Raw genomic sequence first — 25287 nt, forward strand, 5'->3', positions numbered from 1 at the left:
TTTCTGAGTATAAATAAACATGGTCAGGGAGATTGACTTTTTATTAGGTTTCCTGTTACCCAAGCGTTGCAGCAGCAGGTGAGCAAGTTCTTTGACTTGCAGCGAATAACCTGGCAACCCCCTGAGACGAGGATACGACGGCACGCCACTCATTTTTCACAAGTCTCGCCTGAGGACGTCATTCTCAGGTGTAACAACAGGCTTAACGATGCAGGTAAAACGGTCAGTGTAACCAGCGTGGCAATCAGTAGCCCCCCAATAATCGCATAGGCCATCGGTCCCCAGAATACCTGATGGGAGATGGGGATCATCCCCAGAATGGCGGCACAGGCAGTCAGGCAGATGGGGCGCGCACGATGCTCTGCGGCCGCAATAATGGCGGCATCGCTTGCCATCCCCTGAGCAAGATTGCTGTCAACCTCGCTAATTAGTATGACGGCGTTACGAATGATCATGCCAGCGAGCGCAATCACGCCAAGCAGAGCGACAAATCCCATCGGTGTTCCGCCAGGTAACATAGCCAGTACGATACCCGGTAAACCAAACGGGGCCATCAGTATAGCCAACGCCATACGGGAATAGTTGCGCAACTGGAGCATCAACAGCAAGAGCATGATGACCATTGTCACCGGCAGAACCGCATAGACCGAACTATTACCTTTTTCCGATTCAGCAACCGCGCCTCCTTCTTCAATGCTGTAGCCTTCAGGCAGTTCCGCGCGCAACCTGTCTACCGCTGGTCGCAACGCTGCGGATACTGCTTCGGCGCGAAGTCCCGGTGCGAGGTCAGTTTGCACGGTGATGAAAGGCAAACGCTGTCGACGCCAGATCACCGGATCATCCACGCCCCAGACTGGTGTGGCAAAGGCGCTGAGGGGGATTTGTTTACCGTCATTCCCCTGAATAGTCAGCGAAGAGAAGGTGGCGAGGTTAAGACGCTCATTGTCCCTGGCCCGGAGCACTACATCGACAAGGCGGTCATTTTCGCGAACCGACGTGACTATACTGCCGGACCAGACGGTATTGAGCATCCGGGCCAGACTTTCTGACGACACACCCGCAGCCCGGGCGGCGGTCTGATTGACCTTGAGGGTCATGACTCTCTCCGGCTCGCCTGCCGTCTGATTAACCTCGCGGGAAGAGGGAGACCGACCAATGACATCACTCAGGCGATTCGCGATCGACCTGACCTTCAGATAGTCAGGCCCACTCACCCGGTATTTGACTGGCCACCCGACCGGGGGCCCAAGTTCCAGGGGCGATACGCGCGTGATGATGTCGCTAAAGCGCGTAGCCAGTATCCTGTTTAACTGTCGATGAAGACGATCCCGCGCTTTAAGATCTTTAGCCACCACCACCATCTGGGCGATATTTTCATTTGCCAGAAGCACATCCATAGGCAGGTAAAAACGGATCGCTCCCGACCCAACGTATGTCGAAAAGCGCTCAACGTTGCGGTTGCCTGCCAGGGCCTTCTCCAGCTTTTCAACCCTATTTTGCGCTTCCGACTGCGAGGCATTTGCCGGTAGCGTCAGGCTTACCAGCAATTCTGGCCTGTCGGAGGCGGGGAAAAACTCCCCCTGCATAAAGGTTGTTCCGTATACGGACAGACCAAGCACAATGAGGGCAATACACACGGTGGCGAAGCGGTGACGCAACGCCTTGCGCAGTAGCCACTGGTATCCGCGGGCCATCCATCCAGGACCTTTCGCCCTCTGTCTGATGTTGTCAGATAACAGCCACGTGCCGGTTAACGGTGAAAACAGGATCGCGACAACCCATGAGCACAGCAGGGCGATGAGCACCACGGCAAACAGGGAAAAGCAATATTCACCAGCGCTGGACGCAGCAAATCCCACGGGAATAAACCCGGCAATCATCACAAGGGTGCCCGTCAGCATCGGAAATGCGGTCGTTTTAAAAGCCCGGGTAGCCGCCTGCCGGCGGGAATCCCCGGCTTCCAGACCAGAGACCATGGTTTCCACGGTGATCATGGCGTCATCGACCAGCAGGCCCAGCGCGATAATCAATGCGCCGAGAGAAATACGCTGCAGACCTATTCCTGCCAGCATCATTCCCGTAAAGGTCATGGCCAGAACCAGGGGGATGGCCGCAGCCACGACCAGTCCAGCTCGTAAACCCAGTGAGACAAACGAAACGGCCAGGACGATCGCCACGGCTTCGATAAGCACCCGGATAAACCCGCTTACGGCGTCGCTGACCACCGCTGATTGATCGGCAACCTTGACCATCTCAATACCGTGCGGCAGCGTGACGCTGATGGCATGCATTTTTGCATTCAGTGCGGCGCCGAAACGCAGCATATTACCCGTCGGCGCCATCGAGATAGCCAGCCCGATGGCGGGTTTGCCGTTGACCCGATAAACCGGTTGGGGAGGCTCGCCGTTTTCCCGGCTAACGGTGGCAATATCCGTCAGAGGAAGGTAACGATTGTTAATATGCAGCGTGACGGCACGTAAGCTCGCTTCAGATGTCAGCTCCCCGCTGACCTTTATCGCCATATTTTCCTGTCCGGTGCGGATTATACCTGCCGGGACAACCGCATTTTGTGCTCTGAGGGCATCCGCTACCTGCTGGATGTTCAGCCCCATACCTGCCAGACGCGCTGGAGAAAAAGAGAGGACTATCTGTTCCTGCTGCTCACCCAGCAGAGTGGTTTTTCCGATATCCGGTAACGACATGAGTTCCCGGCGAATGGTCTCAACTTGGTCCCGGACCTCCCGCAGGGTATAGCCCTCAGGTATAAAGCCATAAATCGTACCGAACGTGTCATCAAACTCGTCGTCGACGGCGGGGCCCTGAACGCCTTCTGGCAACGACGGGGCAATGTCCTGCATTTTCTTGCGTACCTGATACCAGATATCCGGCACCTTTTCCGGCGGGGTATCGTCACGAAGATTGACATAAATAACGGTTCTCCCGGCACGGGATTCACTTTCGAGATAATCAAGCCAGGGGGTTTCCTGCAGCTTTTTTTCCAGCGTATCGGTCAGCAGTCGGGTGGTATCCGTTACGGATGCCCCGGGCCATTGCGCGGAAACGACAGCCGTTTTAATCGTAAACGCCGGATCTTCATTACGTGGCAGCTTCTCATAACAGAACGCGCCCATAGCAATGATCAGTAGCATGAAAAAACTGACCATCTGTTGATTATTTAGCGCCCAGGCGGAGAGGTTAACTTTCTCATTCAATACTGGTTTCATGATTCGCACTCCCCGGCAATCACCGGCTCGCCGGAGCGTAATTTACTCACGCCGGCGGTAATTACCCGGTCGCCTGGTTCAAGGCCGCCGGAGATAATGACCGAGGTGGCGGTATAGTATGCTGGCACCACCACGCGAAGCTGTGCCTGCGACTGCGGATTAATTACATAAACTGCCGGTTTGTCGCCGACGCGGCTCAGCGCTGAAGCGGGAAGGGCGTATCCATGCGGGCCGGTTGCGGGTAACGTGACGGTGACGCTGGCGCCCAACGCCATTGCCAGCGGCGGGTTTTGCAGAGTAGCCCTGACGCGCCATGTGCGGGTCTGAGGATCGGCCTGCGGGCTGATATCTCTTAGCGCGGCGGACGCTTGCACCGACGGGTCGCTGAGGAGGGACACTCGCAAGCCAGCCTGTTCCTGTGGCGGGATCGCATCGGGTTTCGCGATATCAAACACCACATCGCGGGCTTCGCCGGTCGCCAGCGTCAACACCGACTGCCCCCCAGTGACAACCTGACCCGCAGAGGCGCTTACTTCGGTGATCATGCCGCTTTGCGGCGCAATCAGACGCGTCCAGCCAAGATTTTCCCGGGCATTACGTAACGCGGACTCGCTGTTTTTTAAACGCGCGCGGGCGACAAGCCAGTCCGCGCGGGCGTTATCGAGCTGCGTGCGGGCAATCGCGCCAGTTGGCATAAGCTTTTGCATTCGGCTGACGTTAAGTGCAGCAACCTGAGCAGAGGCTTTGGCTCCTTCATAGTCAGCCTGTGCGCCATCGAGCTGATTCTGACTGGTTGTATTTTCAAGCGTGGCCAGCAGTTGCCCTGCATTCACCCGGTCGCCAATATCGACGCTACGCGTCACTATCCGGCCGCCGGTGCGAAAGCTAAGAATCGTTTCATCGTGCGCATGGATCTCTCCGGTTCTTTCCAGGGCGGGAAGGGTTTGCGCTGAGCCAACGACAACGTAGCGTACCGTTCGAACAGGAACAGTCTTATTACCATGGTTGTCCCCGCATCCGGGCAACAGAAAAATCACCACCGAAAGAATGGTCAGGGGAAGAAAGTGCAGCCAGGAAAGGGTGCGCGCCACGTCGTACAAATGGTGCAGACTGTGGCGGAGGGAGAGTAAAAATTCATCTGACATAACGCCGCTCCATAAAGGTTATGGCGTTATTAAATGCGCGCTTAGTCGAGAAAGATTCGACGTTTTGTCAAGGTATTATCAAGAGCGGCTATTTTCCATCTTAGACGACGTTGAGGGTAACAAAATTGTGACTGCGAGTCCGCCGGTTTCAGGTAACGACGCGCTGATACTGCCTCCAAATGACAATTACGGTTCCGATGGCCAGCGCTAATATACGTGCGCAAATCCAGCGCCACAGGGAGGAGTAGCGATTTTTTGTCATGGTTGTCTGAACCGGTAGCCTACGCCGCGAACGTTAACCAGCACGCCGGAAATACCCGCCGCCTCGAGTTTTTTACGCAGGTTATAAATATGGGTATCCACCACGCGCTCCAGGGCTTCACTTTCCGGCAAACAGTGCTCCAGTAAATGCTGGCGGGAAAAAGGTCGTGAAGGAGAGCGCATAAGCGTAGTCAGTAGCGAAAATTCGGTTGGGGTGAGGTCTAACGTCCGCGGTGTGTTGTTCCCGTCGACAATACTCGCCACGATGGCCGTGACATCCACTTCAAGTGATTGCCAGCGAAGGATCTCTTCCTTTGTTTCTTTTTTATTGCTACGGCGCAGTACCGCCTGTACCCGAGCAACAACTTCTCCCGGATGGTAAGGTTTAACAATATAATCATCGGCGCCATAGCGCAAGGCGCCAATACGATCGGGAGTATCGCCCATGGCGGTGACCATGATCACCGGAACATCATTTTTGCGACGCAGGCCAGCCAGGACTTCGGTGCCGTTAAGCCCCGGAAGCATCACATCCAGCAGGATCAGATCGGGTTTCCACCGGTGCGCCATATCCAGCCCGGACAGCCCATCTCCGGTAATGACGACATCGTAATTTTCACGGCGTAAATAGGCTTCGAGCACGCCAGCCGCATCGGCGTCATCTTCAATAATCAGCACTCTTCTGGACAACATCCATTCACCTTGACCGTTTCTTAACACTATCCCGACGATTCATTGATTTTGCCAAAGCATACTGCGCCAACATTTTGTGGCAGCTCCTGCCTCAGGAGAAACCAGCATCCGTGAGGAGAACAGTATGATAGCGATAAAAAAAGCCCTGTATATGACCGTACCGCTTTTGACGGCCATCACATCCTGTGTACAGGCAAATGATGACGGCTCTTTCACTATCGGGCTGGGGGGGCGCTACGCTCCGCGATATTCAGGTTCAGACAAGCAGGTATGGCAGGTGGTTCCTGTATTGCAGGGTCGTAACGGCGCTTTCTTTATTGATTCGCAGAAAGGGGTAGGGTATGACCTGCAGAACGCCAGCGGCTGGTACTTCGAACATACGCTGGGATACGATCTGGGAAGGACGGATAAAAACGCCAGCTGGCGGGCAGGGGCAAATAATTTGAAAGGGATGGGAGATATTGATGTTTCCCTGAATACAGCTCTTGCCGTCGGCTGGCAGGCTTTTTCCTGGCTCAGTGTTGAAGGTAAAGCGACGCTGCCTTTAACGGACAGCCAGGGGGTAAGCTACCAGGCATCCTTCACGTTGATTCCCGTACAAACTGGCCAGGACACGTTCGCCATTCAAACGGCGGCCCTGTTTGGCGACAAGCGTTACCTGAATACCTGGTATGGCGTGAATTTGCAGCAGAGCCAGCGCTCAGCTTATAGCCGCTATTCAGCACCGGGGGGATTTTATGGCATAGACAACAGTCTGGTCTGGAGCCACCAGTTTGATGCCCACTGGGGCACGGTTTTGAGTGCTGACTATACCTGGCTTGGGGAGCATGCTAATGAAAGCCCGATCGTGTTACGACGTAACGAGGCGGCACTGACAGCAGCAGTTACCTGGACATTTTAGGGCGGAGAAAGTGCGGCGTGCGGTTTGCCGGGAACGGTTAAAATTGAGTGAGTCAGCATTATCTGGCAGATACGCAACCAGAAGCGAGACCTGATGTTAACCGCGCCGGAAAGCCGGGTGCGGTCAGCGTGTCGCCGTCGTGCGTTCGCCTAATGAACCCAACGACGATCGAGCGCGCCATATGCGTGCCGGAGGAGTTTATGAAAAACGCCATAGCTGGTCCGCGGGAAGTTGTTGGACACGTGGTGCACGGTCGGCATCAGAGTACCGTGAGTGAAAACAGCGCGAGTCATATACAAACGAGTAAGCAGCCGGTGGAGGACAAGATGGAGCCTATGAATTTCATGGGGTAGAGTTGTAACTATGGTTGGGTTACGCGTCCTGATATTCTATTTAACATAATATACATTATGCGCACTTTGATTGTGGTGGCTAAGTTGTAAGGCCAGCTCTTGGATAAGTGACGCGTAGATTCACCATCGAGGGATTCTGATAACGGCTCATGCAGCGGACGTTTTCACTTTGGATGAAGTTAACCGACTCAAAATCATTCAGGACGTTGTCGACCGGCGTCTGACCACTCAGATGGCCGCGCAGCGCCTAAGTATATCTGATCGCCAGTACCGACGCCTTCTGATGCACTGCCGTGAATCATGCTCGCCAGATATCGCTAACCAACATTGTTGAAATCTCAGCAATAACCAGCTGCCAGATGACCTTGCACAGTACGCGCTCAATATTATCCGCGAGCGCTATACCGACTTTAGTCTACGCTGGCGTGTGAGAAACTCGCAGAACTGCATGATGTTCATCTGTCCAAAGAGACTGTCCGTTCACTCATGGTCAAAGCCGGTCTCTGGATCCCCCGCAAACAACGTGCGCCGAAAATTCAGCAGTCACGTTATCTTCGGGCCTGCTGCGGAGAACTGATCCAGATTGATGGTTGCGACCACCACTGGTTCGAGAACCGTGTACCCGCCTGTACATCACTGGTCTTGTCGACGATGCGACGAGCCGCCTGATGCAGCTTCGTTTCGTTAAATCGGAATCGACCTTCACCTATTCATGCCACTTTAAAATGATGGCGTGGAGATCGCTCCGGGGTCCTTACGCCTGATGTCACCTTATATTGATTGAAGCGTCGCAAGCGCCGAAAGCAGGATACCGATAACGACCGGATAAAAAACGCAGGAAATCAGGAATTCAGCTACATTATGACCTTCACTTTGTATATGAATAGTTCTTCCTATACTTATCAGAGAGGCAAAAAAACCGATCGTCGCCACAACGGCGATGAAAGTCAGAATGCAATACAGCGTTAACCCGCCAGCCTCTCTTTTCTCAAGGCAACCAAACATCGCCAGCGCCTGCAAAAGGCTTAATGCGATCGCCCCGGAGCAGCTTTCACAAACCCTTCCATAGATACCAAACACTTCCCAGGCACGTTCGTTAATGCGCTTCACTCAGAATTCCTTCTATAAAATAAAAAAATAACAGGCGCTTAAGTTTTTACCTCTTCACCTTTGCAAATCTATATAAAAAATCCATTTAAAAAATGGTGGCCTCTTTTTTCAGATATTCATAAGGGTTCACCCTTCCCTGCCCCTTTAGCGTAAAAACATCGTTATTTTCAGGCACAGGAACCATTCAGGATATTATCAACCATCGTCTGGCGCCATGCCTAAACCCCTTTGTAGTGCTCTTTATTCAGACCATACTTCTTCATTCTGAGATAAAGTTTGATACATCGAAAGCGCATTCAACGGCTGATTGATCTCATGCGCCAGGGTGGTCATCGTCTGCCCAACCACCGCCAGTTTAGCGGTCTGGATCAGCTCGTCCTGCGTGGCGCGCAGATCGGCCTCAATCGCTTTTCGCTCGCCAATCTCCTGTTCCAGCTGCTGTTTTTGCGCATTAAGCTGACCCAGAGTATGACGAAGCAAACCGGCAATACGTCCCAGCTCGTCGCGCCCGTAAACCGGAATGGTCGCCCCGATCTGGCCTAAATATTTTGTCCAGATGCTGGATAATCTGGTTGCGCAGCTGCAGTCGTACCGTAGTATTCGGCGCCAGCAGAAATTCATTGAGCTGATCGACCACCAGATTAAGATTACCTTCAATCAGAAAAGCCGAGTGGATGCGCGGAAAATACTCATCCAGCGAATAGCGGATCTGCGAACTTTGTTCATGCCAGGAATAGAGGCTGACGCTGCTGACAATCAGCGTCAGCAGCGCCCCCATCAGAAAAGCCCCGCGTAGGCTGCTACTGATACTGATTTGCCGCAGACGTTGCAGCATGGACCTGCCCATCATTTCAGTTCTTCCAGTTTAGTAATCGCCTGCCGCTGATTATTGAGAAACCAGAGCTGCCACTCCATCATCTGCTGTTCCGCAAAACTCTTGTTGTCGAACTGAGCCAGCCAGGCTTCATCCTCGCTGCTGGCCGGATCCACCGGGACACGGGTGAGCAGTGCGCGTATCTCGGGCAGCGGACGCTTGAGACGGACCTCCGCGCTATGCAGCGCTCGCCAGGCATCTTTTAGCTGGGCAAGACGAAAGCTAATGGCCGTATCAAATATCCGCTGAACCAAACGCTGACGTTTGAGGATCAGTCGATAGTTTGTTGGCGGTTGATTCATCAGCATCGCCTGCTGCGCCGCCCGTGGATTGCCTGGCGCCAGCGGTGTTACCGGGTACTTCCCGGTATTAGCGTCGGCGAGGATCGCCTGGCCCTCCGGACTTAACAGATAGCGAATAAACCGCCGCGCTTCGCTGGCGTGCTGGCTGTTTTTAAGCACTGCGACATAGGTCGGCGAAACCGCCGACTGCGGGAAATAGGTAAAAGCCAGGTGCGGATCGTTCAGCAGCAGATTGGCGTAATTATCAATCACCGGACCAGCCACGCCCAGGCCGCTTTTAATCTTATCTGCCACCCCAAAGCTGCGGGATGAAATGGTCACGAGGTTTCCTGCCGTCGTCAACAGCGTTTCCCATCCCTTAATCCAGCCTTTTTGTTGCAGCAGCGACTCAACCATCAGATGGTTGGTATCCGAACGCGACGGACTGCTCATTAGCAGCGCCCCCTGATAACGGGGATCGGTCAGGTCATCCCAGTCCGTTGGCGCAGGCAGATGCCGGGTCATCAGCGCCGAGCGATTCATCAGCAAACCGAACCCGGAAATCGCCACGGCCACGGAGGTGGAGCGAATGGATTCCGGCACCAGATGTTGGCTGGCTGCCGGCGCACCGCTGAACGGCGCCAGTTTTTGATGCTCCTGAAGATGCTGCAGCAGCATCGGCGATGAGGTCAGGATGAGATCGACATTTTCGGCATTTGGCGTATCAAGCAGCTGTTCCAGCGAGGCGCTGGTGCGGTTGAGCGTCCTTATCATCACCGACCCCGGTTCTTTCTGCCAGCGATCGATAATCCACACGGTGGCGCTGGGAGAAAATGTCGTCGCCATCACCAGCTCATTGCCTTGCGCCGCACAGGGTCCCAGCCATGCGGTCAGCAGCAGCGCGAGTATTTTGCCCACTATCCCTACCCCACGAAGAAATATGTTTGTGATCCCGTTCATAAATATTGAAATACCGTAAAAATCGCGTTGAGACAAAACTTACCCGTTTATGACATCCGGTGAATTAATCGCCGCGAGTGGGTAAATAGTCAAGCCGGCGTCCGGAAATATCGGGAAAGATTACCAGATAATGACTGGGGAATTTGTTAGTGTTCGCACAAGCCGGACATGAAATTAGCGCAAAATTAATGGCGTAGAATCTCACTCATGCTCTATGGGTCAAAAATACCCCTCCCTTTTATTATTTTGAGTCAATTTTGACTCATTTCGACGATTTGAATTTTTTAGGCGCTTATTTCACCCTTCGGGGCAATTACCCGTGATGTTCATATCAATATAAATACAGGTGAAGACATGTTATCATTATTAAAAAAAGGCCCGTCGGCGAATAAAGTTCCAGCTGAGAAAATTCAGGCAACCTATGGTCGATACCGTATGCAGGCGCTGCTAAGCGTATTTCTGGGATACCTGGCGTACTATATCGTGCGCAATAACTTCACCTTATCCACGCCCTATCTGAAAGAACAGTTAGACCTTAGCGCCACGCAGATCGGTTTGCTCAGTAGCTGTATGCTCATCGCGTACGGGATCAGTAAAGGCGTGATGAGCAGCCTCGCGGATAAAGCCAGCCCGAAAGTCTTTATGGCCTTTGGTCTGGTGCTGTGCGCCATCGTCAACGTCGGGTTAGGATTCAGTACCGCATTCTGGGTCTTCGCTGCGCTGGTTGTCCTGAACGGCCTGTTTCAGGGTGTGGGGGTCGGCCCCTCTTTTATTACTATTGCGAACTGGTTCCCGCGCCGTGAGCGTGGCCGCGTAGGGGCGTTCTGGAACATTTCCCATAACGTCGGCGGCGGAATTGTCGCCCCGATCGTCGGCGCCGCATTCGCTATTCTCGGCACCGAGCACTGGCAGAGCGCCAGCTACATTGTACCGGCCTGCGTGGCGGTGGTATTCGCCATTAGCGTACTGGTGCTGGGTAAGGGTTCGCCGCGCGAGGAAGGTCTGCCTTCGCTGGCAGAAATGATGCCGGAAGAGAAAGTGGTGCTGAAGACCAAACACGGCCAGAAAGCGCCGGAGAACATGAGCGCATTTCAGATCTTTTGTACCTACGTACTGCGTAACAAAAACGCCTGGTATGTCTCCTTTGTGGATGTGTTTGTCTATATGGTGCGTTTCGGCATGATCAGCTGGCTGCCAATTTACCTGCTGACGGTGAAACATTTTTCCAAAGAACAAATGAGCGTCGCATTCCTGTTTTTTGAGTGGGCGGCGATTCCGTCTACTCTGCTGGCCGGCTGGCTCTCCGACAAGCTGTTTAAAGGGCGCCGGATGCCGTTAGCCATAATCTGTATGACGCTAATCTTCATCTGTCTGATCGGCTACTGGAAAAGCGAATCTCTGCTGATGGTCACGGTATTCGCGGCGATTGTGGGCTGTCTTATTTACGTCCCGCAGTTTCTGGCCTCGGTCCAGACCATGGAAATCGTCCCCAGCTTTGCCGTCGGTTCAGCCGTGGGTCTGCGCGGATTTATGAGCTATATCTTTGGCGCATCGTTAGGCACCAGCCTGTTCGGCGTAATGGTCGATAAAATGGGCTGGCACGGCGGGTTCTATCTGCTGATGGGCGGGATCGTCTGCTGCATACTCTTCTGCTACCTCTCTCATCGCGGCGCGCTGGAACTTGAGCAACAGCGTAAAATCACCGAGCAGGAAGAGGCCCGACTGGCACTGGCTGACGCACAGTAAGCGCCTGACCCCGGCAAAAGAGCCCGCCTGCTGGCTCTTTTGCCGTTGAGAGAGCAGCTGATGTCTGTGACTGCTCCCGATGGCCGTATAAATGTCGTATTCCTGTCATCGCTGATGTTGCTGTTGAGAGGAATGAACTGTCTACTTACTTCGCCGGGATAATCAGCACCTGAACCGGATAGATTTTGTCGGGAGGGTCAGCATCGGTTTATTGGCTTCAAAAATACGTTGATAATCATTGGCCGAGCCATACATCGCTTTTGAGATAGCGCTCAGGGTGTCACCGGATTTGACCGTGTAAAAACGACTTTCCGCCCCGCTTTGCGTCACCTTAACGCCGTCACTGACCTGGCCTACGCCAGTGACATTACCTACCGCAACCAGAATTTTTTCCTTATCCTCCTGCGAAGCGACATCACCAGTGACCGTTGCGGTGCCATCTTCAGCAACAGCAATATTGACCTTTTCGGCGCCAGGCAGATTAAGTCCATCGATATGTTTTTTCAGCTTATCGGCCCGATCTTCTTTACTGTCGCCGGAGACGGCATCCCATATTTTTTCGCCCGCTTCTTTCATAAAATTTAATAATCCCATCTTTCCATACCTCCACGACTAAGCGTCAAAGTGCAGGAAATTTGCCCTGGTACGGCAGGAAAGTCTGTATTCCGGCAAGGCGACACCTGATGAAAGCGGGCATTGTCCCCCAGGAGGACGAAACCGGAGATTACCGACGGCTCATTGCCAGCTTCGCGGCGAATATCAGAAACAGGCAGCCGGTCGTTCGATCCATCCATTTCACTACGGCTGGTTTTTTCAGGATATCGGCGGCATAGCGAGTGGCGGTAATCAGCGTTAACGACCACAGCGTCCCTATCAATACATGGATTGTGACCAGGAGAAAGGTCCAGCTGATGGGTGAATGCCCGGCGGGGATAAACTGAGGTAAAAACGAAACGTAGAAGACGCCCATTTTGGGATTAAGCACATTCCCCAACATCCCGCGCAGGAACCAGTTACTCGTGGAATTGGATTCGGTCGGGTGGGTGTTAAATTGCTGGCGTGGGCGCAGGAGCAGCTGGATGCCCAGCCAACAAAGGTAGCCCGCGCCGCACCATTTCAATAAGGTGTAAGCCAGTTCAGAAACCGCCAGTAGCGCGCCCAAACCAAAGGCCACCAGCGCGCCCCAGATAAAGCACCCGAGATCGATGCCTAACGCGGCATGCAAGGCTTTGCGTCCCCCTTCCGCGGTCGCCGTGCGCAGGATAAGAGCAGTATCCAGACCTGGCGTCAGGGTAAGCAGCGTGGCAGCGAGAGTGTAAGCAAGAAGTGAATCAGTGACGAGCATTTCCTGTCTCCGAAAGAGACAAGGCTACTGAAGCGTTCCCATTTTTGCAACAAGAATGATGAGCCATTCAACGTGGATGGCGTTCCGCCTGGATAACGGCAAGTCCCCTATGAGGCTCTCTATCCAACGCATACAACAACCGGACCTGTTGCTACCAATGGATCCGGTTGCCATCTGCCAGAGCGGAGAAGGCAACTTAACTGATGCTTGCCCTTTTGGCATTTAAAATTCTGTTCGCGCCATCAACAAACCCTTCACCACCTGGAAATTGACTTATCCAGCGCGGCAATGATGGTATAACTTGCGCTATGTCGTTGATCGTGTTCATTCCCAACGTTTTGCTGTAGTAGCTGAACATGGGGGCGTCATTGAGCGAATCACCACTGTAGAAAACCGATGCCTGTTCATCTGATTCTTCCAGTGCGTAAAAATGCTTTAACACCTTTCTGCTCATGACGAGTTTGTCATACCCCCCTAACCACCCCAGTACCCATAGATTATTAATGGTATAGCTGCATTTATTTTCCGCTAATTCGTCAATGAGCTGTCTGGTCTGCTCATGATTTTTGGGAAGTTTGAAAGCGATACTCGTCAGGCGAAAATCCTGATCGTCAGACACTTCAACCCAGGGGTATTTCTGGCGAATCTTGAGAAGAATATGGCTGATTTTTTCTCGATTGAGAAGATATTTGTCTTCATGCCAGAAGTACCTGTTAATACCATGTTCGATGTTATTTCTGGTAAGAAATAATCCTCCATTTTCAGCGATGACCCCATCAACTGGCCACATTCTCGCCATCTGATCGGCCCAGCCGGCAGAGGCCGCCGTTACCGGAATCACCTTGATGCCCGCATGTTGTAGCATTTCCAGACTCTGATAGGTTCGGGCCTGCAGTCTGCCCTTATAAGTCAGCGTTTCATCCATATCAGTTAAAACAAAACGAATATTCTGTAGCTCTTCATTCTTAACGTTATCAATTAAATTCATAAATCCCCCATACTGGTGATATTAATGGCTTTATTGATAAACGTTAATATCGAATTGGCATTTGATATTCTCTATTAACTCGAGAGATTTGATCCTTCTTACTGCACGAAGAAAGTCCGCAGGGGCATTATCTGGCCGAAGATTAATTTATTGTTCCGTACTACTTCGAAGCCTTGTGCTTCCCCGCGCCATCGGCAACCCCTGCTTATCGCTTCAACTCGTCCTGCCACAGCGGGGATGACGCCAGCTGTTGGCATACCGTGTCGATAAATACCCGGGTATGCCGCCATCAAAGCGGTCTCTCCGCGGATGGCCGCGCGTGGAGAAGGCGCGATCCTGCTGACTGGCGGCATGTTTGCCACTCAGCCCCACACCATCAGTAACCCTCCCCGGCCGTCGCCAGGCGTCCGGGAGCCATCGCCCGGACGTGCGGAAGAAACGTCATCCATCGCTTGCTTTCCCTGTCACCTCGGATCAGGATACGACGATATTCATGGAGGCTATGTGATGAAATATTTTATCGGTATGGCGGTGACGTTATTGTTGAGCACGCCGGTGCTGGCGGCGGGCGAGCTTGAGATTAACCAGTCTCCCCTGACGCTGGTGTTGAGCGATCAGAATCAGGCACGGGTCTCTTCCTGTGCCGATTTCATTGCGCTGCGTAAAGCGGGAGAGACCGTCGATGCGCTGCCCGGGCTTTCCGACCCGGATGGCCGTGCGGCGGAAGCGGCGTTATTCTCCTGCTGGCTACAGGCCTACACCATCGATCATACGTTATTCCCCTCTGCTGCGCCGAAACCAACCCTGGCTGAGGTGGTTCAGCACTTTCCTGCCAGTGCGGCGTTTATCGTCAGCGATGACGAAAAGCAGGACGTCGCCAAAAACTATGTGGGGAAAACCATCGCCGACTATACCCCGGACCTGAAAGCCAGGGACGATCGTCTGGAATCAGCGGCCAGCGCCAGCGGTTATGTGCTGGATGAGTATTATGCGTTTACCGATAAGCAAGGGCATCAGCTCAACATTGTCGCTCTGGTGGGCTACGCCATCGGCGGTACGGCAAGCGTGAAAAGCTACTATCGCATCGATGACACGCACGCCCGCGTCTGGAGCGTCACCCTGCTCGATGAGAACAGCCCGTTATAAGCGAGGGTTCCCTCTGCGGCGCTACCGCAGAGGGTTTCCGGTTTACCTGGCCAGCCACTGACGCCAGCCGCCCCAGGCGGTGATCTCTGTGGCCGCGCCCAGCCCTCCGGCTTCGCAAATAAAGCCAGTCACCCAGCGGCCGTCGGCCAGCTCAATCTGTCCCAGCCCCAGCGGCGCGGGGATGGCGGCCAGCAGCGACCCCACCTCGGCGCTGGGGATCTCCCAGACTTCCACGGCTATCGCGTCCCCCTCTGGCTCGTCACGCACCATCGCCGGGCGCTTGCCATCCGGAAGGACATACAACCGATAGCGCGGCGCGCTGTGGGTCGCCTGCAGCAGCCTGCCGCCCCGCGCCAGCAATTGACCGTTCAGCGGCTGGCCGGACAGATGCGCGCCGCATACCGCGAGAGCCATTCGATCATGTCCCGCGGGATGTGCAGGCGGCGGGCTTTCCAGCCGCGCGCCGCCAGCCAGCGGTAGCCGCTCCGCGCGCTGGAAGGCGTCGGCCAGGCTCAGCAAATACTGATCGGTAAAGGCCCGGCCAAACAGCGTGACGCCGGAGGGCAATCCGTCAGGCATAAACCCGCACGGCACGCTCACCGCCGCATAGTCCAGCAGGTTCATAAAGTTGGTGTAGTAGCCCAGGTCGGCATTGCGGGTGATGGGCTCCACCGCCAGCTCGTCGAGCGTTACCGGGCGCGGAACGGTTGGCGTCAGCACGCAGTCCAGCGTCTCGAGAATGGCATCGCACTGCGCTTTATACCCCTGCAGCTGATACATCGCCTTAAAAGTCGCCGTCGCGTCGATATCAGGCGCTTTCGCCAGCACATCGCGAATGACCGGCAGCACGGCATCCGGCTGCTGCTCAATCAGCGGGCCAGCCACCGCATAGCGTTCAGCAACCCATGGTCCGTCATATAGCAGGCGGGCGGCGGCCAGAAATGGCGCGAAATCGATCGCTACCGGCACGCCGCCGAGCGCCGTCAGCCGCTGCACGGCCTGGGCGAACAGCGCTTCGCTGACGCGGCAGCCGAGGAAGTTAAGCTCCCGCGGGACGCCAAAGCGAAACCCGGCGGACGGCCTGCCGAAGGCCTGACGGCTGTTCCACTGGGGATTGCGGCGGCTGTAGCTATCCTGCTGATCGGATCGGGCAACCAGGGCCAGCAGCTGGCTGGCCTCGTCGGCGGTGGCGCTGAAAAAGGTCACGCAGTCCAGCGTCCGGCAGGCAGGTACCACTCCAGCGGTAGAGATCACCCCTTTCGTCGCTTTCAGCCCCACCAGGTTATTCAGCCCGGCCGGGACGCGACCGCTGCCGGCGGTGTCGGTCCCCAGCGCGAAGCTTGCCACGCCCAGCGCTACCGCCAGCGCGGAGCCGGCGCTGGAGCCGCCGGAGGGATAAGCGGGATGGTACGCGTTGCGGCAGCGGCCATACGGCGAACGGGTCCCGTTCAGGCCGGTGGCAAACTGGTCGAGATTGGTTTTGCCCACCGGCACCGCCCCCAGGGCAATCAGCTGAGCGACAATGGTCGCGCTTTGCGTCGGCCGGTAAGCAAACGCCGGACAGGCAGCGGTGGTGACGATCTCCGCAAGGTCAATATTATCTTTGATCGCGAACGGCACCCCGTACAGCGGGAGCGTTTCTGGCGAATGGCCTTCCAGCGCCGCCAGAAACGGCGCCTGCTCCGCTTCGCTCAGGAGATGAATAAACAGATTAAACTCGGGATTCAGCGCTTCCGCCCGCTGGCGGATCGCCGCCAGCAGGGCGCGCGGGGTGGTGTTGCCATTACGATAGTTCGCCGCCAGGGTCGCCAGGCGTAAATCAAACGTCTGCTGCATCATGCCTTCTCCTCAATAATCACTGCCACCCGCTGCCCGGCACGCACCGCGCTGCCTGGCTGCACATTGACCTGCTGAACCCTGCCATCGCACGGCGCCAACAGCGGGATCTCCATTTTCATCGACTCAAGCACCACCAGCACATCGCCGGCACGTACCTGGCTGCCGGCCGCGGTCTGTACCTGCCACAGATTACCGGATACCGGGCTTTCCACCCCCTGCTCCCCCGGCTGCAGCGGCGCCTCGCCCGCCTCTTCTGACGCGCCCTCCTGACTGTCGAAATGGGCCTGGCCGCTGGCGATCCAGCGCTTGCGCTCGGCGTTAAACGCCCGCTGCTGATGGTCGCGAAATGCGCTAATGCTCTGCGCCTCGCGAGCGAGAAACTGCTGGTACTCCGCCAGCCGCAGCGTGCTGTGCTCGATGCGCAGCGGGTAGCGTCCGAGCGGGAAATCGCGGCGAATCTCCAGCAGTTCCTCCGCCGAGACCGGATAGAAACGCAACTGGTCGAAAAAGCGCAGCAGCCAGGGCTTGCCAGCAAAATCGGCCACCTCGTGATAGCGACTCCACATCTGCAGGGTGCGGCCGACAAACTGATAGCCACCCGGGCCTTCCATGCCGTAAACGCACAGATACGCTCCGCCGATGCCCACCGAGTTTTCCGCCGTCCAGGTTCGCGCCGGGTTGTATTTGGTGGTGACCAGCCGATGGCGCGGATCAAGGGGGGTAGCCACCGGTGCGCCGAGATAGACATCGCCGAGCCCCATCACCAGATAGCTGGCGTCAAACACCGTTTGCCACACCGCCTGCTCATCCGGGAGATCGTTTATCCGGCGAATAAACTCGAGGTTGCTTGGGCACCAGGGGGCGTCCGGGCGGACGGTGGTCATATATTTGTCGATCGCCTTGCGGCAGGCGGGATCGTCCCAGGAGAGCGGGAGATGCACCACCCGTGTAGGCACCTGCAGATCGTCGCTCATGCAGACCGTGGCCCACTCCTCGCGGACCCACGCCAGCAGGGTCTCCAGCGCCAGCGTTTCCGGCTGGTAATGCAGCTGCAGGGAGCGGATCCCCGGCGTGATATCAATGATCCCTTCCCGGGCTTGCTCCTCAAGGGCCTGCATCAGGGCATGGATGCGAAAGCGCAGCACCAGATCCAGCTCCGCCTCACCGGCCTCCAGCAGCAGATGGGTATCGCCGGAGAGGCGCGCCACCAGGCGTTTGTCAGCTTCGCCGCAGGTCATCACCACCGGCGAGGTAAGCGGCACAGGCTGCCAGGCAACGTCCTGCGCCTGCAGGGTCGCCAGCTCCGCGCGACGGCCTGCCGCCAGCCGCCGGGCGGTGGGGACGTCCACCGCCACAAAGCGCACTTTATCCCCCGCCTTAAGCTGGCCCAGTTGCCAGAGATCGGCTTCGATCACCGTCACCGGGCAGACGAAGCCCCCGAGGCTTGGGCCGTCCGGCCCGAGGATCACCGGCATATCGCCGGTAAAATCCACCGCCCCCACGGCATAGGGGTTGTCATGAATATTCGACGGATGCAGCCCGGCTTCGCCGCCGCTGTCGCGGGCCCAGACCGGCTTGGGTCCGATCAGGCGCACGCCGGTGCGGCTGGAGTTAAAATGCACCTCCCAGTCGGTGGCAAAAAAGGTCGCCATATACGCCGGGGCAAAGAACTCCGGCGCGCCGTGGGGACCATAGATCACCCGCAGCGTTCGCACTGCCGCAAGCTCAGTGCGCAACCCTGCAGTAAGCGCCGCGCTTTCCGTGGTCTCAGCCGGAGGTGCAAGATGCAGCACGTCGCCGGCGCGCAGCGCCCGTCCGCCGTGGCCGCCAAACTGACCGAGGGTAAAGGTGCTTTTACTGCCCAAATAATCCGGTACCTGAATACCGCCGCGCAGGCAAAGATAGCTTCTGACCCCAGGCCCGCTTATTGCCCCCAGCCTGAGGGTCGCCCCCGCCGGAATAGTGAATACGCAGTCCATCTCCTGGTCGACGCCGTCGAGCGTTACGGCCAGCGGCGCGCCGCAGACCACCGCCTGTACGGCGGTATTAAATTTCAGGGTGGGTCCGCTAAGGGTGATCTCCAGCGCAGCGTCGCCCTCGGCATTGCCCAGCAGACGGTTGCCCAGGCGCAGCGCCCGGTCATCCATCGGTCCCGAGGGCGGTACGCCCACCGCCCAGTACCCCAGACGTCCCGGGTAGTCCTGGACGCTGGTCTGGGTGCCGGCGCTCAGAACCTCCACGGTATCGGCCCGGTAGCGCAACTGCTCCAGACAGCGAGTCCAGGGTTCTCCGGCAGTAAACGGCGCAAAGCTGAGGATCTGCTGCAGGTACTGGCGGTTGGTTTCGACGCCGTACAGGCGGGTCTCTGCCAGAGCCTGCGCCAGGCCGGCGATCGCCTCATCGCGGCTGGGGCGCCAGACGATAGCTTTCGCCAACAGCGGGTCGAAAAACGGCGGCACCTCACACCCGGCCTCCACCCAGCGATCGATGCGCAGGGTGGCGCCGTCCGCCGGTGGAAACCAGACGTCGGTTAACAGTCCGGGAGAAGGCTGAAACTGGCGGCCAGGATCTTCGGCGTAAATTCGCGCCTGAATAGCATGGCCCCGGGGCTGTAGCCCGGCGGCCAGCTCGCTCAGCGGCGGTAAATCCCCTGCCGCCAGGGCGATCATCCAGTGCACCAGGTCCACGCCCCACACCTGCTCCGTCACGCCGTGCTCCACCTGCAGTCGGGTATTGACCTCGAGGAAATAGAAACGCTGCGCCGCGCTGTCGTAGACAAACTCCACCGTCCCGGCGCTGCGGTAGTTCACTGCTTTTCCAAGGGCAATGGCCGCGCTACACAGCGCCTGCGCCATCCCGTCCGGCAGATTTGGCGCCGGGGTCTCTTCAATCACTTTCTGGTTACGTCGCTGCAGCGAGCAGTCGCGCACGCCGAGGGCGATAACTTCCCCCTTCCCGTCGCCGAAGATTTGCACCTCCAGATGGCGGGCGCGTTCGATATATTTTTCGAGAAACACCCCGGCGTCGCTGAAGTTGTTTTGCCCCAACCGCTGTACCGTGGCAAACGCCTCGCTCAGTTCGCGGGCGTCGCGGCAGACGCGCATGCCAATCCCTCCGCCGCCCGCCGTGCTCTTGAGCATCACCGGGTAGCCCACCGCCTCAGCCGCCCGGCAGGCTTCCTCACTGTCGGCCAGCAGTTCGCTGCCTTCCAGCAGCGGAACGCCCTCCGCCTTCGCCAGGGCGCGGGCGGTATGCTTCAGGCCGAAGGTTCGCAGCTGTTGCGGTGTCGGGCCAACAAACGCCAGTCCCGCCGCCTCACAGGCTTCGGCGAAGGCGGCGTTTTCCGACAGAAAGCCGTAGCCGGGATGGATAGCGTGGGCGCCGCTCTGCAGCGCGGCGGCAATGATCTTCTCTACCACCAGATAGGTTTGCGCTGCCGGCCCCTCGCCAAGGCTGAGCGCCTCATCCGCTTCGCGGACGTGCAGACTGCTCAGGTCGGCTTCGGCGTAAACGGCGACGCCCTTCACCTGCATGGCGCGCAGGGTGCGCAGAATGCGGCAGGCAATCGCCCCGCGGTTAGCAATCAGTAAGGTATCAAACATAAGCGGAACTCACAGCGAAGCGGGTCGTCCCGCAATAATTCGTCTTCCCCTGAGGTCGTCCCCGGGAGAGCCGGCGCTTAAAGGTGGCGCGTCGGCGTGTGGTTCAGGCGGTCGGCGCGAACGGCGAACAGCCGAAAGGCCAGCAAACGCCAGCGCTGCCAGCGGGTCAGTTCCATACCAGCACCTCGGCGGGGGTCGGGTTCCAGCCGTTGCAGGGATTGTTGAGCTGCGGGCAGTTGGAGATCAGCACCATGGCGTTACACTCCGCGCGCAGTTCCACGTATTTTCCCGCCGCCGAGATGCCATCCTCGAAGGTCAGACCACCCTCCGGCGTCACCGGCACGTTCATAAAGAAGTTAATGTTGGCGCCGATATCGCGTTTATGCAGACGGCCATCGTGCAGACAGGCGCAGAGAAAATTGTCCCGGCAGCTGTGCATATAGCGCTTGTCGAGAGCGTAGCGCACGGTGTTGCTCTCCTGGGCGCAGGCGCCGCCGAGGGTATCGTGCCGCCCGCAGGTATCGGCCACGATGGTCATCAGCGGATGACCAAGATTGGAATAGAGCACGCTGCCGGCGGTCAGGTAGGCGTTACCCTGGCGGCGCAGCGTGCGCTGCGCATCGTAGCGCTCGCGCGGGTTGTCGGCGTTGTAAAACAGGGTATCAATCGCCTGGTTGCCTTCGAGATCGAGCAGGCGCAGGGTTTGCCCTTTTTTTACCTCAAACAGCCACGGCTCCCCGGCGGGGATCACATGGCGATAGACGGCCTCTTCCGGGCGTCGGTTACTGGTGATAAGGGTCATAAACGCCTCCTTACAGGGCAAAAAGTTGGGTATTGCGGAACGCGCGCTGGTTCTCATCGCGGGTCAGGAGCACCTGGGTGGCTGCGTCTTCATCGTCGGCCTGATACCAGCTCAGCTGCACCGGACGGGGGGCATACTCGGTGGCCGGATCCTGGGGATGGGGCAGCGCGGTGAGCACCAGCAGGACGTCCATCGGGGCATACAGTTCCACGTAATCCCCGGCGCGGCTGTTGCCGGAGACAAAGTGAAAGCGCCCCTGGTCATCGACGGTGACTTTGCTGAAGAAGTTGACCACCATCAGCAGATCTTCCAGACCGAGATCCCATTTACCCATCTCCACCAGCAGGTTATCGACGCCGTTGCGGTAGAAGCCATTGCGTAATTCCTGGTAGCGTCCGGCGCCATATTTGTCGCGCGTCTCTTCGGCGTTAAGGACCCCGCCGAACGGATCGTGCCAGCCGCAGCTGTCGGCGACGATCCCGGCGAGCACCCGGCCCATATCGGAGTAGAAACAGTGCCCGGCGGTCAGACGCGCGGTATGCTGCCCCTTGAGGGTATCCGGCAGGTTCAGGCGCTCACTTTTCTCATGGGGGTTGAGCATCATCATGCTGACGTTCGCCCCGCCGTCGATATCGGTCAGGCGCAGGATCTGCCCTTTGCGCAAAATCAGCGAGGTGTGCGCCCCGCCGGGAAGCTGCTCTTCGCGCAGGCTGGGGGTGGAGTGAAGCAGTTCAGTCATCAATTTATCTCCTTAATGCGTAAACGTTGGTGTCGCTACCGGCGGCCAGCTGCGCCATCCGCGCTTCATTGAGCGGGATGTCGTAGGTAATACGCGCTCCCCAGGCGTTGGGCGCCTGCGGGTCGATGCGCACTTTGTCGAACACCAGCAGCCTCGTGCCGAGGTTGAAGCCTTCCGCCAGGTCGTGGGTGACCATAAACACCGTCATGCGCGTTTCGCTCCACAGCTGGAGCAGCAGCGCATGCATATCCTTGCGAATGCCGGGATCCAGCGCGCCGAAGGGCTCGTCCAGCAGCAGCACCCGCGGCTGCATCACGAACGCCTGGGCAATGGCCAGCCGCTGCTGCATCCCGCCCGAGAGCTGCGCCGGGTATTTATCCAGGGCGTGTCCCAGGCCAACTTTCTCCAGCATCCGCTGGGCCTGTTGCCGGGCCTCGCGCTTTCTGCCGCCAAACAGGCGCCCCAGCAGCGGGGACGCCGGCAGCTCCAGGCCGATGGCGACGTTATCCAGCACGTTGAGATGCGGAAACACCGAATAGCGCTGGAAGACCACACCACGACTGCGGTCCGGCTCCGCCGCCAGCGGCTGGCCGTCGAGCAGGATGGCACCACGGGTCGGTTTTTCCTGACCGAGCAGCAGGCGCAGAAAGGTCGATTTACCACAGCCGGACGCGCCGACCATCGAGCAAAACTCGCCCTCTTTCACCTGCAGATTGATGCGCTCCAGCACCACGTGGTCGCCGTACTCCTGCCAGATGTTTTTGATGTCGATAAAACTCATCCCCGACCTCCTTCCGCCCACGGGAAACAGGCCTTGTGCAGCTGGCGCAGCGCCAGATCCATCAGCCATGCCAGCAAAGTGATCCAGATGACATAGGGAATAATCACGTCCATCGCCATATAGCGCCGCACCAGGAAAATACGGTACCCCAGCCCGGCGGTGGCGGAGATGGCCTCGGCGGAGATGAGGAACAGCCATGCCGAGCCCAGCAGCAGGCGCAGGGAGGTGATCAGCCGCGACAGCAGCTGGGGAAGCACCACCCGCAGCACCAGGGTCCAGCTATTGGCGCCGAGGGTCTGCGCCTTAATAAACAGCTCCGCCGGGATCTCCTGCGCCCGCTGCTCCAGGTCGCGCGCCAGCATCGGCGTAATACCGATGACGATCAGCATCACTTTCGACAGCTCATCCAGGCCAAAGACGATAAACAGCACCGGCAGGATCGCCAGCGGCGGGATCATTGACACCACCGTCAGCAGCGGCGACAGCGCCGCGCGGTACATCGGGAAGACGCCGGCGGCGATGCCGATGACGAGGCCGATCAGCGACGAGACGGCCAGGCCCGTCAGCAGACGGCTCAGGCTGATCAGCGTATCGGCCCACAGCAAATACTCGCCGCTGCGTTTGTCCGGGGTGAACGCCATCCGGTCAATGGCTGCCACCATCTGCGACAGGCCTGGCAGCAACTTGTCCTGCGGATTGGCTTCCAGCCGCACCGCCGATCCCATAAACCAGGCGGCGATCAGCACGACAAAAGGCAGCAGCATCAGCGTCAGGCGCATCCCCTTTTGGGGATAACGGTTAATGTGGCGCATGGCGTGGTCTCCCGGCGGCAATCATTAGAGCTGGCCCGCGGCGGCCAGCTTCAGGTAGCTGTCGTCAAAGCGCAGTTTGCGGTTGGCGGCATCGCCGAGGGTGACATTTCCCGGGAAGGTCATGCCGATAAAGTCCGCGCTCTGCGCCCCTTCACCCAGCAGGCCTTTATCGAACGAGAACTGCGCCACTCGCTGCATGGTTTTCGCCAGATCTGGCGAGGAGATAAACGCCAGGGTGTCGGCAGGCGTCCAGAACAGATGGGTGGTTTTCAGCTGCGCCTGGTAGCCGGCGAGATCGGTACCGGCGTCGGCGGCCATGGTGCTCAGCGCCTGGCTATCCCCGGCCTTCATTTTGGCCATCATTTCAAACCAGGCACCGGTCAGGGCTTTGCCCAGCGCGGGGTTATCTTTCAGGGTCTGGGTATTCACCACCATCATGTCGATAAGCTCGCCGGGCACCTGCGAGGAGCTAAACACTTCGCTGGTTTGCGGGGTCTTTTTGATAACCGACAGCTGTGGATTCCAGGCCACCGCCGCCCGCACGCCGCTGGTGCCGAAGGCCGAGACGATATCGGCATCGGAGGTATTCACCACCTTGACGTCTTTTTCCTGCAGCCCGGCTTTTTCCAGGCCGCGCACCAGCAGATAGTGGGATACCGACAGCTCCGGGAGATACACCGACATTCCTTTCAGGTCGCTGAGCTTTTTATCCGCCCCTTTGAGGACCACCCCGTCGTTACCGTCGGAGTAGCTGCCGGTGATCAGCGCCGTACTGTCGACACCCCCCGCCGCCGGGATCGTCAACGCGTCCATGTTGGTCATCGTGCAGCCGTCAAACTGCCCGGCGGTGTACTGGTTGATGGATTCGATGTAATCGTTGAGCTGAACGATATTGATTTTGATGCCGTATTTGCTGGCCCATTTATCAATGATCTTTTCATTGCTGATGGCGCCCCAGGGCATCCAGCCGGCGTAGATGGTCCAGCAGACGTTGAACTCTTTTTTGACGGCGGCAAAGGACGGGACGCTGGTCAGCAGCATCAGCGACAGGACGAGTGAGCGGAGGAGCGGCGATGTTTTCATGGTGGACCTCTGGTTAGCACGAGAAACGGAGCAGCGCGACACCCAACGGTGCTGCTGTCTCCCGGGCTTTTATCCCGCCGTGTAACCTCGCCGAGGTCGCCAGCTCTCGGACCAGACGTTCACCGCGGTGAACCGGAACCCTAGCCAGCTATTGTGTGATCTGAATTGTCTGTTGCGCTGCTTTCTGCCGATGTTCTTGCAAGCACCATGCCAGGAGCCAGATAGCCGTTCCATCAGCGATTTACCGCCAACCGGGGCATCGCCTCCCAAAAATGGGGAGTAAAAGTGGGGCATTGCATGGCTTTGGTGCAGGAAAGATAAGCATGCCTTCCCGCATATCGGCGTGTTTCCCCGAGCACCGCAATCACGCATTTGCACCGCCTCAGTGCCGCTTGCTCACCATGCCGCATCCCTTCAGATCCCACCTCATCACATTAATATCTTGAATATAAATGATTATTTTAGGTGGCACGTTTAATGCTGTGCGCTTGTATACCGCGATGTGGACAAGATCGTATGCCGTATGGCCACAACACGTCGTCACTCTGCGGTCGCCACCTTCCCCTTTCCGTGAGGCATCCAGGGTGAATGCGTTTCACGGA

At 57.4% G+C, this 25287-nt stretch carries 17 protein-coding genes, 3 pseudogenes and 1 riboswitch; of the genes and pseudogenes, 4 read left to right on the forward strand and 16 right to left on the reverse strand.

Features of this window, described 5'->3' with window-relative positions; all coding sequences use genetic code 11:
- Positions 1–149: 149 nt before the first annotated feature.
- From ACQUTI_RS01510 to ACQUTI_RS01520, 3 genes are all read right to left on the reverse strand, one after another.
- A complete protein-coding gene (locus ACQUTI_RS01510; protein ID WP_138100191.1) occupies positions 150–3224 on the reverse strand; it encodes an efflux RND transporter permease subunit in 3075 nt (1024 codons plus the stop codon).
- The gene (locus tag ACQUTI_RS01515; protein WP_060655820.1) at positions 3221–4369 is read right to left on the reverse strand and encodes an efflux RND transporter periplasmic adaptor subunit; all 1149 of its coding nucleotides are present in this window, start codon (positions 4367–4369) and stop codon (positions 3221–3223) included. The genes ACQUTI_RS01510 and ACQUTI_RS01515 overlap by 4 nt, the downstream gene beginning before the upstream one ends.
- A 258-nt stretch (positions 4370–4627) precedes the next feature.
- Positions 4628–5323 carry a response regulator gene (locus tag ACQUTI_RS01520; RefSeq protein WP_004205879.1) on the reverse strand — a complete coding sequence of 232 codons (696 nt, stop codon included), beginning with the start codon at positions 5321–5323 and terminating at the stop codon, positions 4628–4630.
- A gap of 124 nt (positions 5324–5447) precedes the next feature.
- On the opposite strand from ACQUTI_RS01520, the gene ACQUTI_RS01525 reads away from it, so the two are divergent.
- Positions 5448–6224, forward strand: coding sequence for a MipA/OmpV family protein (locus ACQUTI_RS01525; protein ID WP_122542987.1), 777 nt, complete (start codon positions 5448–5450; stop codon positions 6222–6224).
- 492 nt (positions 6225–6716) lie between these two features.
- A pseudogene (locus ACQUTI_RS01530) lies at positions 6717–7287 on the forward strand (ISNCY family transposase); the annotation flags it as partial.
- A 61-nt stretch (positions 7288–7348) separates the two neighbouring features.
- Here the strand turns inward: ACQUTI_RS01530 and ACQUTI_RS01535 are convergent.
- From ACQUTI_RS01535 to pgtC, 3 genes and pseudogenes are all read right to left on the reverse strand, one after another.
- Positions 7349–7687 (reverse strand): hypothetical protein, encoded by a 339-nt coding sequence (locus ACQUTI_RS01535; protein WP_114506217.1) that lies wholly within the window; start codon positions 7685–7687, stop codon positions 7349–7351.
- 279 nt (positions 7688–7966) lie between these two features.
- Positions 7967–8522: pseudogene (locus ACQUTI_RS01540) on the reverse strand (hypothetical protein); the annotation flags it as partial.
- An 11-nt stretch (positions 8523–8533) separates the two neighbouring features.
- A complete protein-coding gene (pgtC, locus tag ACQUTI_RS01545) occupies positions 8534–9802 on the reverse strand; it encodes a phosphoglycerate transport regulator PgtC (RefSeq protein WP_114508166.1) in 1269 nt (422 codons plus the stop codon).
- Between the two features lie 354 nt (positions 9803–10156).
- Between pgtC and pgtP the strand changes: the two genes are divergently transcribed.
- Positions 10157–11548, forward strand: a complete 1392-nt coding sequence (gene pgtP, locus ACQUTI_RS01550) for a phosphoglycerate transporter PgtP (RefSeq protein ID WP_122542985.1) — start codon at positions 10157–10159, stop codon at positions 11546–11548.
- 145 nt (positions 11549–11693) lie between these two features.
- Here pgtP and lysM read toward each other — a convergent pair.
- The 3 genes and pseudogenes from lysM to ACQUTI_RS01565 form a co-directional block, all read right to left on the reverse strand.
- A pseudogene (gene lysM / locus ACQUTI_RS01555) lies at positions 11694–12142 on the reverse strand (peptidoglycan-binding protein LysM).
- A gap of 130 nt (positions 12143–12272) precedes the next feature.
- On the reverse strand, positions 12273–12893 hold the full coding sequence (locus tag ACQUTI_RS01560) for a LysE family translocator (RefSeq protein ID WP_428923180.1): 621 nt from the start codon (positions 12891–12893) through the stop codon (positions 12273–12275).
- Between the two features lie 196 nt (positions 12894–13089).
- Positions 13090–13881, reverse strand: coding sequence for an HAD-IIB family hydrolase (locus ACQUTI_RS01565; RefSeq protein WP_048324220.1), 792 nt, complete (start codon positions 13879–13881; stop codon positions 13090–13092).
- A gap of 507 nt (positions 13882–14388) precedes the next feature.
- Here ACQUTI_RS01565 and ACQUTI_RS01570 point away from each other — a divergent pair.
- A complete protein-coding gene (locus ACQUTI_RS01570; RefSeq protein WP_012968198.1) occupies positions 14389–15027 on the forward strand; it encodes a hypothetical protein in 639 nt (212 codons plus the stop codon).
- Between the two features lie 42 nt (positions 15028–15069).
- Here the strand turns inward: ACQUTI_RS01570 and atzF are convergent, their stop codons facing one another.
- The 7 genes from atzF to ACQUTI_RS01605 all read right to left on the reverse strand — a co-directional run bounded on the left by atzF (position 15070) and on the right by ACQUTI_RS01605 (position 24685).
- The gene (atzF, locus tag ACQUTI_RS01575) at positions 15070–16866 is read right to left on the reverse strand and encodes an allophanate hydrolase (RefSeq protein ID WP_216555476.1); all 1797 of its coding nucleotides are present in this window, start codon (positions 16864–16866) and stop codon (positions 15070–15072) included.
- Positions 16863–20468: an urea carboxylase gene (gene uca, locus ACQUTI_RS01580; protein WP_216555467.1), complete on the reverse strand. Its 3606-nt coding sequence runs from the start codon at positions 20466–20468 to the stop codon at positions 16863–16865. The genes atzF and uca overlap by 4 nt, the downstream gene beginning before the upstream one ends.
- Before the next feature lie 166 nt (positions 20469–20634).
- Positions 20635–21270: an urea amidolyase associated protein UAAP2 gene (locus tag ACQUTI_RS01585; protein ID WP_017900291.1), complete on the reverse strand. Its 636-nt coding sequence runs from the start codon at positions 21268–21270 to the stop codon at positions 20635–20637.
- Positions 21271–21280: 10 nt separating this feature from the next.
- On the reverse strand, positions 21281–22009 hold the full coding sequence (locus ACQUTI_RS01590) for an urea amidolyase associated protein UAAP1 (RefSeq protein WP_094334343.1): 729 nt from the start codon (positions 22007–22009) through the stop codon (positions 21281–21283).
- A 4-nt stretch (positions 22010–22013) separates the two neighbouring features.
- The gene (locus ACQUTI_RS01595; protein ID WP_004205863.1) at positions 22014–22790 is read right to left on the reverse strand and encodes an ABC transporter ATP-binding protein; all 777 of its coding nucleotides are present in this window, start codon (positions 22788–22790) and stop codon (positions 22014–22016) included.
- The gene (locus ACQUTI_RS01600; protein ID WP_043519578.1) at positions 22787–23602 is read right to left on the reverse strand and encodes an ABC transporter permease; all 816 of its coding nucleotides are present in this window, start codon (positions 23600–23602) and stop codon (positions 22787–22789) included. Before ACQUTI_RS01600 ends, ACQUTI_RS01595 begins: the two co-directional genes overlap by 4 nt.
- Before the next feature lie 24 nt (positions 23603–23626).
- Entirely contained in the window at positions 23627–24685 is a 1059-nt protein-coding gene (locus ACQUTI_RS01605; protein ID WP_108450426.1) for a putative urea ABC transporter substrate-binding protein, read from the reverse strand.
- A gap of 56 nt (positions 24686–24741) precedes the next feature.
- Positions 24742–24840, reverse strand: a riboswitch (guanidine-I (ykkC/yxkD leader).
- Positions 24841–25287 lie beyond the last annotated feature (447 nt).

Origin of the sequence: Klebsiella sp. 7-CIP_Kleb. (assembly GCF_050378655.1) — a bacterium.
GTDB classification, from domain to species: domain Bacteria; phylum Pseudomonadota; class Gammaproteobacteria; order Enterobacterales; family Enterobacteriaceae; genus Klebsiella; species Klebsiella quasipneumoniae.